Genomic DNA, 13,304 nt, shown 5'->3' with positions numbered 1-13,304 from the left:
GGCAAGTATGCACTTGCCCTATTGTTTATACTTTAAACTTACCTACTAAATCAGTTAATATCGATGAAAGACGACTCATTTCATTGCCATTCTCACTGGTGCTAACAGCAATATCACTCACCTCATCAGCCGAGTTTTTAATTTCTGTCACATTTCGATTGATGTCTTCAGCGACGTGTTGCTGCTCTTCAGCAGCGGTGGCTATTTGCGTATTTAAATCACTAATATTAACAATAGATGCCGTGATCTCACTAAACTGTTGTTGCGCAGAATGCGCAAGTTCTACAGTTCTATTGGTGGTTTCTATGCTGCGTTCCATGTCTTTAGAGACTTTAGAAGACATCGTGCGTAACTTATCAAGCTGCGATGCTACTTCTTCGGTCGACTCTGCAGTACGTTGCGATAACGCACGAACTTCATCAGCAACCACTGCAAAACCACGCCCATGCTCACCAGCTCGCGCAGCTTCAATTGCAGCATTCAATGCTAATAAATTGGTTTGCTCTGAAATGCCACGAATAACACTCAAAATCGACATAATATTTTCACTTTCAGTATCGAGTTGAGTAATGTCTGCTGAGGCATTATTTATTACATCACAGAGCTGCACCACACTTTCTACGGTTTGAGTAATAACCGATTGCCCTAAATCTGATGCTTGTTGTGTTTGAACCGCTAAATCGGCCGCATTCGCACAACTACTCGACACTTCATTAGCAGTGGCAGCCATTTCATTAATAGCCGTTGCCGCCATTTCTAAAGCTTGTTGTTGTTGGCTAGTAGAGCTTGTTAGTTGAGCTGCTTGTGATGATGTTTGCGATGAGGTTTTACTAACATTTTGTGCGCATTCATTGATTTGCTTCACCAGCTCACTGATTAAATTTAAAAATAAGTTAAAGCTGGTGGCTAGTTTAGCGGTTTCATCTTTGGTTTTTATTGTTAAGCGCTGGGTTAAATCACCGCCGCCTTGCGATATTTCAGTTAAACCATCGCTCACCTCAACAATTGGAGCAGAAATAAGTTTAGAAATATAACTCGCTATCGCAACAAATACGGCAATTAATATCGCGCTAATAATTAAAATGGTGTACGCCATCGCATTGGCCGCACTCATTACCTCAGACTTTTCTACCACCCCAATAAACTTCCAACCTAAAATGGGAGACGTATAAATATTGGCCATATACTGTTTTCCATCAATATCTACATCAAACAGGCCTTTGCTATTTTTAGCTAAATCGGCGTATTTAGCCCCCTCAATATCTGCTAGGTTTTTGAATCGGTAATCTGGGTGTTTCACATCCACCAGCACACTGCCGCTGTCTTCAATCAACATTAAGTAACCTGTTTCGCCTAATTTAATATCGGCAATAATATCGGTAAGCCCGCCCAATGAAACATCCATCCCTTGAGCACCAATTAATTCACCGTTATCAATAATAGCTTTAACCGTGGACACAATCACTAAATCATCAGCAGCCCAGTAATACGCATTAGTACGGGTTGTTTTACCGTTCGCTTGTTTGGCTGTTTTGTACCATGGGCGCTGACGAGGATCATAATTGGCGTTTACGTTTCCCATTGGCCATTGAATATAACCACCTTGTTCATTCCCCATGTAAATATAAGCAAGCCCAGGGTGAGTCTCACCAAAATGATTAAATAAACTGTAAGCAGCTTGCTCCGTAGGACTTTGGTTAGGGTGATCAAGCATTACCTTAGTGCCAACATTCATATGCGTTTTTATGTTTTCACGGGCATTTTTAATCGTTTGGTGGGAGGCTAAGTAGTCCACATTTTTAGCAATTTCAGCAAAAAACATAGTAATTGCATTATCAACTTGGCGGGCTTCACGTTCACTTAACTGAGAAAAATTATCAAGTGCTTGCTCTCTGGTTTGGGAAATAACTAAAGCAGCTATAATTAATAACGGCAAGGCAATTGCAGATGCAAAGGAGAGCTTTAATTTTTTTGATATATTCATGAAGTTAACCTCTAAAAACACTCTTAAGAATATAGTGTGGCTAAGGGGGTTGAGCAAGAAATAATATGAGAATGTTTCGAAGAGGCAATAAAAAGGTTAGCAATTAGCTAACCCTTTAACTTGATGAACTAGAAAATTACTCACCGTCTACAATAATTCGTAACATCCGGCGAAGTGGCTCCGCTGCACCCCATAAAAGCTGATCGCCCACGGTAAAGGCGCTAATGTATTTTGGCCCCATAGCGAGTTTACGAATACGGCCAACAGGAATACTCAGCGTACCGGTTACTTTAACTGGAGTTAAGTCGGTACTGGTAATGTCGCGCTGATTAGGAATAACTTTAACCCACTCATTGTGCGAGGCTAAAATTTCTTCTATTTTTTCTACACTAATATCTTCACGTAGTTTAATGGTCATCGCTTGGCTATGACAGCGCATTGCACCAATACGTACACATAAACCATCTATAGGCACAGGCTGTTTAGATGAGCCTAAAATTTTGTTGGCTTCTACTTGCGCTTTCCATTCTTCTTTTGATTGACCGCTTGGCATAGGCACATCAATCCATGGGATTAAGCTACCTGCCAGTGGCACACCAAATTGGTCTTGTGGCAAATCACTCGATGCCATTTTTTCGCTGACTATTTTATCAATTTCTAAAATAGCTGAACTTGGATTATCTAATTGCTGTGCGACACTTGCATGAATAGCCCCCATTTGGGCAATAAGCTCTTTCATATTTCGCGCACCGGCGCCCGACGCAGCTTGGTAAGTCATTGGGCTTACCCATTCAATTAGGTCGTGCTCAAATAAACCGCCCAGTGCTAGTAGCATAAGTGAAACAGTGCAGTTACCACCTACAAAGGTTTTAACGCCTTGCTCAAGCCCTTGTTCAATGACATCTTTGTTAACAGGGTCAAGTACGATAATACTGTCGTCGCTCATACGCAGCGCAGAGGCTGCATCTATCCAATAGCCATCCCAACCCGATTCACGTAATTTGGGGTACACCGCATTGGTATAATCGCCACCCTGACAGGTCACAATAATGTCCATTTTTGCAAGTTCAGAAATATCACTAGCATCTAAAAGCGGTTTAGCTGGACCTGCTAACTCAGGGCCAAGCTGACCTGCTTGTGAGGTGGTGAAAAAGGTGGTGTCGATATGTGCAAAATCATGTTGTTGTTTCATTCGCTCTAGTAATACTGAGCCTACCATGCCGCGCCATCCGACTAATCCTACTTTTTTCATTATTTGTTCCACTGTTTGATTCATAAAAGGAGCCTATACATTAAAAATTAAAAATTCATTGCGTGAGATTTAATTTTTACAGCCTTAAGCTAACACCACCAGCACACTAAAACTAGTCAATAAACTGTAACTTAAATATTTTTCATACACATAAAAAAGCCCTGTACAAAATACAGGGCTAATAAGTAGTTAGGCGTTGTTATAAATCCTATCCTTGGGCTTTTACTTAAAACTCGTAGCTAAAGCTGACGCTCAGTTCTCTAGGCGTTTCTTGAGAACGAATTAACACATCATTTTGTTCTACTTCAAAGTTTTGTCCCAACATATTCTTCACTTTAAGTGTTAATGTGGTATTAAACGTTGGGTAGTAACTATAAACCATGTCTAACGAGTTTAAAGGTTGTTCGTAAGCGTCATCAAAGTTGTTAACACCCGCAGCTAAAATACGGTCACCAAATACGTTATAAATAAATGAAGCTTGATGCATGCCATCATGCGAATCGTAATTCAATTGTAGGTTGGCAACATACTTTGAGTGGCCAGTCATACGTCGCTTTAGATTTGTAAGGTCGGCGCGCTGTTCTTCTGCAATTTCAACTTCTGAATCACTAACCGTTAAATTACCAGAAGTAAAAAAAGCACCTCCTAGTAAATCACTATGCAACTCAGTTAACCATTCAGCTTCTATACCGTAAACATAAGCTGTATCTGCATTATCAAACTGCAGAGTAAAACGACCGTCACTTTCGGTTAATAATGCTTCGATTGGGTTATCTATATCTTTATAGAATGCGCCAACTGAGTAGTTATCACCATTGTCCATATAAAATTCGATACGTGCATCAAAGTTATCTAGGTAACTAGATTCTAAAAATGGATTACCAAGCGTTCGATAACCAGTCAACGGATCTTGGAATTGAACAGGGCTTAGCTCACGCAAATCAGGACGAACAACCGTGCTGCCATAGCCAAAACGAACTTGGTACGACTGCTGACTATATGTCATAGATAATGAAGTAAAATACTCATCTTCCATCACACTTGCTTGTTTTATCGCATCTGCACTTAATTTATCTGCCAATAAAGCAGGATCGAATGCTGAGCGAGAAAAAGCGAGAGCAACTTGGCGGAAGTCCTCGTAACGCACACCACCACTTAAACGCCAATCTTGAGCAAAAGTGATATCAAAAGAGCCGTAATAAGCATCAATCATTTGCGCTGCTAGGTAATCATCGGCTGTAGGTTCTTGAAACAATAACTCTACATCCGTTGAATCGATCACAGCATCATTAGCAAAGAAGCTACCAATTGACAGTGCTTCTTCTTCACTTTGTGCTAAGTCTAAAGACTGTGTTTGGCTGAAGCGATAGTTAAAAAAGTCTGTGCGGTAATCACGCGTTTTTTCAACAAAATAGCCGCCGCCCGCGATTTCAACTTCGGCGTTATCAAAGTAAAAAACTTTGTTAACATTAACGCCCCAGTTTTCTACATCGTCTTCTAGCTCAACAAATCGATACAAATAAGGATTGCCACCTAAACTGCCATTATAAAAAGTACGTTGATATTCGCCATCGGCGTACTCATCACGCACCGTTACTTCAAGCTCGCCAGGTATACTCGTCGTCGCTGTTGAATCAGTGTATTGCCAATCTACACCAACACCTTCAAGAAAACTCCACTCTAAATTGTGCATTCCACGAAGTTGAAGTATTTCAAGTTCACGTTCCTCAAAAGAGGTTAGGTGGCTTCGCTGTAATTGCCCAGCATCAATGCTTAATGACTTTGAAGGCTCTTGATAAAGCGCAACAGAAGCTTCATCTTCAGTATCCCGTAGCATCATATAGGTGGCTGTTAAATCATGGCCGCCAATTTTATAACCTAAATTTAGAGAGCTATTTAATTTTATATTATGCTTTGTTGATACTTCTTTCTCTGTGGCAGAGTAACAAGTAAAGTCATCTTTTGAACATTCAGATTCAGATGCGTCAACAGAAGAAAGTACTGCGCTAAACTTCTCTGCATTAGACCATTCATTTTCATAAGCAACTGATGCTAAGAAACCAAAAGATCCGTCTAGGCCAAATAAGTTATCAAATCGGTCGCCATAAACAGCCTTAATGCCTGCATCAGGGTTTAAGCTTTCTTTTTCTAAGCCAAAATCTCTTGGTAGTGCTTTTGATAAACTTTTATTTAAGTCTATTGCAGCTGCTTGACCAATATCAGCCCCCTGACGTCTTGACTCCACATCTCTTATATTTCTGTATGAGATATCAGACAAGCCATTGATATAGGTATTTAGCGCCGTTTTAACGGCTCCTGGTAAGGCGCGTGTACCATCGTCTTTACCTAACCAATCATCACTGCCGCCATTGTATGTATAGCCTTCATCGTTTGTATCTTTATAGCTAGCACCAATCTCAACTTTAAATAAAGTATCACTTGGAATGCTTTTCGTCCTGATATTAACGTCACCACCACCAAAAGCCGCAGGCATATTAGGTGAATAGGCTTTTTGAACAGCTAAAGACTCAATAATACTTGATGGGAAAATATCAAGTGGTATTACATTTCTGGTCAGATCTGGGCTTGGAACAACTGCGCCATTTAAACGCACGCTTGAGTAACGCTCACCTAAACCGCGTACATAAATAAACTTATCGTTAACTAAAGATAAGCCTGTAACACGGCGAAGTGCTGAAGCGGCATCGCTATCACCCGTTCTAGATATTTGCTCTGAACCCATTATATCAGCAACAAATGCCTGATTTTTACGTTCATCAATTACGGCACTAGCACTGCCTTTAAGGCGTGTACCTGTTGCAACAACTTCTTCTATCGCTTCTTCATTGATTATTTCTTGTGCCTGTTCAGCGAAAGAATTAAATGAAGAAAAAAGGGAGAGCAGAGATAACGTTATTAGATTAGTTTTAAACTGCTTTTGATGTTTCATATTTATATCCTCTAAACCTAAAATTCCCTTAAAAAAGGCGCCATAGCGCCTTATAATTAGAGCCGGTCTAGATTAATTACTAGCGCGTTGTAAAGATGCGGCTACAAAATCAGCCCATTCACTTGATTCACCTTCTTTAAGTGCACCAATATAACCTGCGTTAGTAAAGAAAGAGTCAACTTCACTCATGTCTTTCGCCGTTGTAGCTACCGCAGTACCTTGTGAATCTGTAATAGTTGCTGCAGTTGAAACACCATCAGCACCAAGTACATTTGCAAAATCAGCAAAACCAATCAGCTGATTATTTTCGCCACCAGTAAACCAGGTATTGATATCAAAACCTGCTAACGCACCTGTTAAAGGAGTGTTTACGTCTTCAAAATTCTTACCACACGCAAATATTGAACTCACAAATGCAATATCACCGTTGTTTGCATTGGCATGCACACCGGCATCTCCTGATTTATCTTTTTCATTATATAAATCAAAACAGCCAGCACCATCTACAGATGATGAGTTTACAAACAACATATTAGCTAATTGCGCTTTACCCCATTCTTTCATTTCCATACCGGCACCAGTACGACGCCCTTCAGCACCTTGATCACCAGTAGTAACAACGGTTGCATTAGCAATAGTTGGGTTAGAAACAGTCGTTACTAAATCTTGTGCGTCTGCAGATAATGGATCTACTTTTGCGCCATCTGTTTCAAATCCATGATTTCCATATTCATTTGAACGTACAAGAATGTACTGTCCGTAACCTTTCCAACCCTCATCCCAGTCAATACCATCATCGCCTGTATCAGTAACAACGATGTGTTTAAGGTTAACGCTACCACCAAAGAGCTCTATACCATCATCAAAACCATTATGTACATGAACATAATCAATGGTTGTGCCTGAGCCAACAGCATTTAGTGTTAAACCATTTAGCTCATCACCTTCAACGCCAAATCCTGCATACTTAATAACAATGTGCTTTAATATACCGCTACTATCTTGCGGGTCATTACCACCGTAATAAGATACAATACCTTCAGCTGAGTGATTACACATATCTTGTGCCGCAGCAGTCGCTGTACAACGAATAGAATGGCCACGTCCATTTACCTGAACGCCACCCCAATCACCAATTTGAGCGGTTGTTGAATCATCACCATCAACTTCTTTAATACTTGTGAAAATAATTGGCTTATCTACTTCACCAATTGCTTCAATATTTGCACCGCGAGCAATACGAATAAAACTCTCAGGCTTGGTAAACGCAATGGTAGCGCCTGCTTCAATAGACAATGTTGGGCCATTAACATCAATAGTAGCGCCTGTAGATGTGTCTACATCGTCACCTATAAATAAAGCACCTTCAAATACATGGGCACCGCCATCATCTAGCGCAGGGATAACAAAAGAGCTAGTAATTTCTTTTGCATTACTTGCAAATGCTTGGCTGTATAAACAGTTTACGCCTTCTGCTTCACCTGTAAATGTAGCTCCATCTAATGTGTATGTGGCGCAACTTAATGTATCGCCACCATTATCACCACCTGGGTTAGTCACTGAATTGTCTACACTGTTATCAACTGTCGTAGGTGTAACGTTAATATCTCCACCACCACAACCAGCAAGTGTCATTGCTGTAGCCACTAAGCTGATTTTGAATAAGCCAGATAATTTCATTGTTCACTCCGTAAAAGTATTTAATTATTGTGTTAGCGCTTTAAGTAATAACTTAAGTCACTTTAAGGCACGATACTCATGCATTAATGTCACTTGAGTTATCGAATACGAAGTACAATACGGGAGTGTTATGACAGTGAAGTTACACTTTAATAAACATAAAATGACAATGTTAATTAATTAAAAATCAATTAGTTGCTTTAAAAAGGCAAGCAAAAAAACCACACAAACTAAATGTTAGTGTGGTTTGAGTAGTGCAATTATGAAATGGTTTTTAGTGCGTCAATTAAGAACTAATAATCGCACTATAAAAATTAAAGCAGTGCTGTTTTTAATGTTTGCGCATGCACTTTTTCGCGTTTTACATATTTGATCCATTGCTGGGCTAAACGTTGCGACTTTTTGTGCTTTTCAGCTTGTTCAAACGCAAGGATAGATGCATCAAAATTTTGTAAATTGTATTGTGCCATTCCCAAAGCAACAAACGCATTTGATTCAAAATCAAGGCCGCCTTTATCCAGCGCCATTCGCGCTGCATCGGCAGCTTCGTCATACTGCTCTGTATTTACATACACTTCAGCCAAGCGCTGATCGTATTTACCATGCTCTGAGCGCTCTGCAGCTTTGGTAAAGTAACTAATCGACTTAGCATCTTCTTTAGCTTGTACCATGGCCTCGGCTACAAAGGCATAATTTTTAGCTGTTGGTTCAGCAATGCCCTGCTCTATTGCCTTACTCATTACACTGGCGGCTTTGTAAGCAAGCTGATTATATAAATATACCTGTGCAAGCTGTCTTAGGTCAGATTTAGAGGTTAAAAATCCTTGCTGGTAAGCCGCTTCTAAAACACTAAGCTGCTGTTTTTCTTGCCCAGTTTCACCGTACATACCGGCTAATTGCACCCAATACTCAGGTTTGTTGTATAGCTTTACCATACGCTCAAGTACGCTGACTACTTTATCCGTTTGGTTAAGTGAGTAATACATAGCACGTTGCAGTACCAGCCAGTTTTCTTTTGGTACTTTGCCTTCGCTATCACTTAAGTTAATGGCTTGGGTAATGTAACTCAAGCCTTGCTCATAGTCTTTTAATTGATAGTAGGTTTGCGCTCTTAATAAATAATATGCATCAGTTTTAGGCTTTGTATTAATGGCATCCCATTTATCTAAAAATGCGATAACCTTTTCATAGTCGCTGTTAGCCATAGCAAGCTGCGCTAAGCTGAATGTTGTGCTCAGGCGTAGTGTTTCTGGAATGCCATCTTCTGCAATCACTTTTTCAAATGAGGCAATCGCTTTAACTAGGTCGTTTTCATTGTAATAAATAAACCCATAAAAGTTATGCATCATCGCAATTTCATAAGAGTTCATACTTGATGAGCGCGTTTGTATGCTGTCAAGCGCGTCTAAACCTGCTTTACTGTCGCCATCATCCGCAAGTTTTTGGGCGCGAGCTAATTGGCTGTATACCTTTTCACGCAGTGCGGGAACTCGTGTTGTTTTCTGCTTTTCAGCAGCCTGTACTGACGCCAAATTTACACCCGGAAGTACACTCAATGCACTTGGTGTAACAACGCTGGCACTGATTGCAACAGTGCACAACATGCTAAGCTTTAATAGCTTGGTTGTTAGTTTTAATTTCATAATTGCCTCACGTTCACTCTTTACTTACTTAATAGAATTAACCATTAATTTGGAAAGAAATTTTATTTTGCACACCGGCTACTTCAACAGCTTCGCCATTAACAACGCGCGGTTTATATTTAAACTTAAGGGCCGCATCCATCGCTGCTCTGTCAAACAATGACTCTGGCTCGGCTTTAATAACTTGTGGCTCTTTCACTGTGCCTTGCTTGGTCACTGTAAACTCAACAATGACATACCCTTCAATACCACGCGACAAAGCACGCCTTGGGTATACCGGTGCCACTTTTACTATCGGCAAATACTCACCATCACTGGTTTCTAATGCTAATCCACCCGCTAGATTTACATCAGCATCGACATTTGCAGCAAAATCAAAGTTGTTGCTAGCAGCGTTGTTATCGCTACTTTGCATTTGTGGCGACTCCATTGGCGGTGGTGGCTCTTTAGGTGTTGGTGGCTTTTGTGGTTTACGCTCCTTTTTTTGTACCGTTTCTTCTTTTTTCAAACGGACAAAATCTAATACATTCCCTTTTGCAGGCTCCGTCATGGCGCCTTCTCCGCCGGTGATCAATGCCTGCATACCTAAAAACAGCATAAAGGTCACCACACCCGCTATAATTAACGCAAGTACATAACGCATCACTCGTTACCCTTCTTGAGCCGCTATTGAAACATCAAATACACCCGCTGCACGCGAGGCATCCATCACTTTTATCAAGGTTTCTGTAGTGGCTTTTTTATCGGCCTGAATAACCACACTGCCTTGTGGATTTTCAGCTTTTAAGCGTTCAATGTTAGCTTGTACAGCACGTACATCAATTTGACGTTTATTGATCCAAATTTCGCCTTGATCTGAAATAGCCACTAATATGTTAGCGCGTTCTTTTTTTACAGCAGTTGCCGCTTCAGGGCGGTTTACATCAATACCGGCTTCTTTTACAAACGAGGCTGTAACAATAAAGAAAATAAGCATAATAAATACAACATCCAGCATAGGAGTCATGTTTATTTCTTCTGCTTCATCTTCTTGGAATAAATTACCTAATGGGGCTCTCATTTTACTTCTCCTAGAATAAGCGGTGATTATGTTCACCGCTATTCAATAATTATTTAGTGGTCCAACACCATAGTGTCTTGCAACAATTCAACTTCACGCTTTGCTTTACGCTGTAAATAGGTTGAGGCAAACACCCCAGATAACGCACCGACCATACCTGCCATAGTGGGTATGGTTGCTTTTGACACACCCGACGCCATAGAGCGTGCGCTGCCTGTACCTGTAATAGCCATTACATCGAAGACTTCTATCATCCCTGTAACTGTGCCGAGTAAACCTAATAGTGGACACAGCGCCACCATCACATTAATCAGTGGTAAGTTTGCGTTTAATCGCATACTGGCTCGTGACACCATGGCCTGGCGTATTTGCTCTGCATTCCAGCTGTTGCGTTCACTACGAGTTTTCCACGTATTTTTAACGTCTTTTTTGTAGTGTCGATAGCCATTAAAAAAGTACATAAATCGCTCGAGTATCAATAACCACATCGCGAAAATTAACACGGCAATGACCAAGAGAACTTGGCCACCCGTGTCGAGAAAATCACGGATAGCATTGATTGAATCAATCAATAGCACCATGGTTTAAGCTCCTTTCTCGCTTCGCTCGGCAATAATACCTGCACTTTGTTCTTGTAAAATAAGCAGTAAGCTTTTTGAGCGAGTATTCAATAAGGTGTATAAAAACACCGTAGGGATAGCAACAACAAGGCCTAATACCGTAGTAACCAGGGCTTGCGAAATACCGCCTGCCATTAGTTTAGGGTCGCCAGTGCCGAATAAAGTAATTGCTTGGAAGGTATTGATCATCCCAGTTACCGTACCGAGTAAGCCCAGCAATGGCGCTACCACAGAGATAATTTTAATAAGCGTTAAATTACGGGTGATTTTTGGCATTTCGCGTAAAATGGCTTCGCTTAACTTAAGTTCAAGCGTGTCGTACGCCACATTAGGATATTGGTCTTTCACTTTCATGACGCGCCCTAGCGGGTTATCATCACGGGCTGTATCGTCTTTTAATTGACGACGGATTTTTCCACCCATCAGCAGGAGCGATACAAAACGCTCTAACGCAATTAATAACGCTAATAAGCCAACGCCTAAAATAACGTAACCAACTGCACCACCTTGATGAACTTGCTCGCTGGTATCAGGGGCTTGTACTAACAAACCTAAAATTGAACCACCCGTTGGGTCAAGCGCAAACGGCACCACACCGGTGTTTGCTTGCTGCAAATCAGCCGCAGTCGCAGTAAAGCGGCTACTTGGTTGGCGAGTAAGCTGGCTAATGGTATTGGTAGAAGGCGTATACTCTAGGTACTGACCGTCACTAATAAGGTTAAATGCACCCACACGTACCACTTCTTTTTGTACTTTATTGCCACCGTCAACAATTACATCAGTATTGAAGCGGCTTACTTTTCCTTGTTCGGTCATTTCGCGTTGTAGCTCAAACCAAACCTTTTCGATATCTTCAATAGACGCAAGCTTTGAGGTAGAACCCATTTTTTGCGCCAATTCGTCCATAAAAGTACTACGCCCAGGTAACTGAGCCGATACCACCGAGGTTGCAAACTTGTTGCTAGAATCTCCAGCAACTTGTTGTAGCACACCAAATAGCTCTTTTAATGAACCCATACGCTTTGATAAAGTATCGGTCAGATTAGCCAATTTAATTTCGTTTTCTTCAAACTGCGTTTCTAAACGCTCTGACTCGCTAAGCATCTGATTTCGTTTAGCTTGGGTGTTTTTAAGCATTTGCACTTGTTCATTTTGACGTGCTGCAAATTCTTGTTCGCGTTGTTTATTTTGTTCTGATTGCGCTGATTTACCCTGCTCTAACGTTTTTAATAGAGCATCCAAATTCATTGGTTCAGCGGCACACATCGCACCTGAAAAACCTAAGCTGGCTGCAAACACGGCCATTTTTGTCATTTTCGTTAATAATTTCATGGTAAACCTCTTATTCTGCAGCATGAATTGGCAGTGTTAACATATCGGGGGCTAGTTGTTTGCGAGCAATGCGAAGCCCTTTATTAATTTGACTAATGGTTGAATCAGGCAGTGCAACAAACGACTGTGACTGTTGATCCCAACTACCTGCTTGTTTGCCATCGCGGGTAAGGTAAATTAGCTCTAAACGACCAATGCGCAGAAAGTCGACTTCACGTTCTTTATTGTCCACATCAAGCAATGCAGTATACGCTTCAATAGTGCGTCCGTAGTCAACCTCAACTTGATAAGCCTCTAAGACACGACGAAATTTTTCACTTGATGTAATATCAGCGCGTTCCATCATTGCACTTAATGATTCAAGACGCTGCTTTCGCTCTTGCTTTAAAAACGGCACGTCTAAGGCAACAAACTGTTCAAGCCCAGTGATCATACGAAGCATTAAAGGGGTTATTTGGCGCTCAATAATCGATACTTGATCCATCGATAAATTAAGCGATTCCATCTCTTCTATTTGATTATTTAACTGTTTTGTAAGCTGTGCGTTATAAACGGCTAAACCATCTATTTCTTTATTTAGGGTTTTGAATTGCTGTAAACGCCCTTGCATTGAATCTGCAATCTTGTCTATTTTCGTTTGTGATTGCGCAGCTAAATTATTAATTTCGCTGCTTTTATCAATTACCGTGTTTAAATCATTGGCGTGGACTGCTGCACTTGCGGCTACAATACCAGCTAAAATTAATGGTTTAACGCCTTTCATCGTATACACCTTTGCTCGTT

General features: G+C 40.8%; 10 protein-coding genes. All 10 read right to left on the bottom strand.

The features are described from left to right. Positions 1 to 25: 25 nt before the first annotated feature. The 10 genes from PUND_RS18220 to PUND_RS18175 all read right to left on the bottom strand — a co-directional run bounded on the left by PUND_RS18220 (position 26) and on the right by PUND_RS18175 (position 13,284). On the bottom strand, positions 26 to 1,984 hold the full coding sequence (locus PUND_RS18220; protein WP_010388828.1) for a methyl-accepting chemotaxis protein: 1,959 nt from the start codon (positions 1,982 to 1,984) through the stop codon (positions 26 to 28). A 136-nt stretch (positions 1,985 to 2,120) separates the two neighbouring features. Beyond that, positions 2,121 to 3,260: an aspartate-semialdehyde dehydrogenase gene (gene asd / locus PUND_RS18215; RefSeq protein ID WP_041709250.1), complete on the bottom strand. Its 1,140-nt coding sequence runs from the start codon at positions 3,258 to 3,260 to the stop codon at positions 2,121 to 2,123. Positions 3,261 to 3,462: 202 nt separating this feature from the next. Beyond that, positions 3,463 to 6,186 (bottom strand): TonB-dependent receptor domain-containing protein, encoded by a 2,724-nt coding sequence (locus PUND_RS18210; protein WP_010388831.1) that lies wholly within the window; start codon positions 6,184 to 6,186, stop codon positions 3,463 to 3,465. Positions 6,187 to 6,258: 72 nt separating this feature from the next. After that, complete coding sequence (locus PUND_RS18205; RefSeq protein ID WP_010388832.1) at positions 6,259 to 7,866, bottom strand: hypothetical protein; 1,608 nt, start codon at positions 7,864 to 7,866, stop codon at positions 6,259 to 6,261. A gap of 314 nt (positions 7,867 to 8,180) precedes the next feature. Next, the gene (locus tag PUND_RS18200) at positions 8,181 to 9,509 is read right to left on the bottom strand and encodes a tetratricopeptide repeat protein (RefSeq protein WP_010388833.1); all 1,329 of its coding nucleotides are present in this window, start codon (positions 9,507 to 9,509) and stop codon (positions 8,181 to 8,183) included. 37 nt (positions 9,510 to 9,546) lie between these two features. Then, positions 9,547 to 10,152, bottom strand: coding sequence for an energy transducer TonB (locus PUND_RS18195; RefSeq protein ID WP_008111498.1), 606 nt, complete (start codon positions 10,150 to 10,152; stop codon positions 9,547 to 9,549). Between the two features lie 6 nt (positions 10,153 to 10,158). Continuing rightward, positions 10,159 to 10,569 carry an ExbD/TolR family protein gene (locus PUND_RS18190; RefSeq protein WP_008111500.1) on the bottom strand — a complete coding sequence of 137 codons (411 nt, stop codon included), beginning with the start codon at positions 10,567 to 10,569 and terminating at the stop codon, positions 10,159 to 10,161. Between the two features lie 53 nt (positions 10,570 to 10,622). Beyond that, entirely contained in the window at positions 10,623 to 11,150 is a 528-nt protein-coding gene (locus tag PUND_RS18185) for a MotA/TolQ/ExbB proton channel family protein (protein ID WP_008111501.1), read from the bottom strand. Positions 11,151 to 11,153: 3 nt separating this feature from the next. Continuing rightward, positions 11,154 to 12,521 (bottom strand): MotA/TolQ/ExbB proton channel family protein, encoded by a 1,368-nt coding sequence (locus PUND_RS18180; RefSeq protein WP_010388834.1) that lies wholly within the window; start codon positions 12,519 to 12,521, stop codon positions 11,154 to 11,156. A 10-nt stretch (positions 12,522 to 12,531) separates the two neighbouring features. Continuing rightward, a complete protein-coding gene (locus tag PUND_RS18175; RefSeq protein WP_010388835.1) occupies positions 12,532 to 13,284 on the bottom strand; it encodes a DUF3450 domain-containing protein in 753 nt (250 codons plus the stop codon). Positions 13,285 to 13,304 lie beyond the last annotated feature (20 nt).

Origin of the sequence: Pseudoalteromonas undina (genome assembly GCF_000238275.3) — a bacterium.
Lineage (GTDB): Bacteria > Pseudomonadota > Gammaproteobacteria > Enterobacterales > Alteromonadaceae > Pseudoalteromonas > Pseudoalteromonas undina.
Note: the sequence above shows the minus strand (reverse complement) of the source record. Positions and strands in the feature narration are given on the sequence as shown.

Coding starts and splice junctions, on each gene's coding strand:
- PUND_RS18220 (WP_010388828.1), bottom strand. CDS start 1,984: ATGAATATATCAAAAAAATTAAAGCTCTCCTTTGCATCTGCAATTGCC.
- asd (WP_041709250.1), bottom strand. CDS start 3,260: ATGAATCAAACAGTGGAACAAATAATGAAAAAAGTAGGATTAGTCGGA.
- PUND_RS18210 (WP_010388831.1), bottom strand. CDS start 6,186: ATGAAACATCAAAAGCAGTTTAAAACTAATCTAATAACGTTATCTCTG.
- PUND_RS18205 (WP_010388832.1), bottom strand. CDS start 7,866: ATGAAATTATCTGGCTTATTCAAAATCAGCTTAGTGGCTACAGCAATG.
- PUND_RS18200 (WP_010388833.1), bottom strand. CDS start 9,509: ATGAAATTAAAACTAACAACCAAGCTATTAAAGCTTAGCATGTTGTGC.
- PUND_RS18195 (WP_008111498.1), bottom strand. CDS start 10,152: ATGCGTTATGTACTTGCGTTAATTATAGCGGGTGTGGTGACCTTTATG.
- PUND_RS18190 (WP_008111500.1), bottom strand. CDS start 10,569: ATGAGAGCCCCATTAGGTAATTTATTCCAAGAAGATGAAGCAGAAGAA.
- PUND_RS18185 (WP_008111501.1), bottom strand. CDS start 11,150: ATGGTGCTATTGATTGATTCAATCAATGCTATCCGTGATTTTCTCGAC.
- PUND_RS18180 (WP_010388834.1), bottom strand. CDS start 12,521: ATGAAATTATTAACGAAAATGACAAAAATGGCCGTGTTTGCAGCCAGC.
- PUND_RS18175 (WP_010388835.1), bottom strand. CDS start 13,284: ATGAAAGGCGTTAAACCATTAATTTTAGCTGGTATTGTAGCCGCAAGT.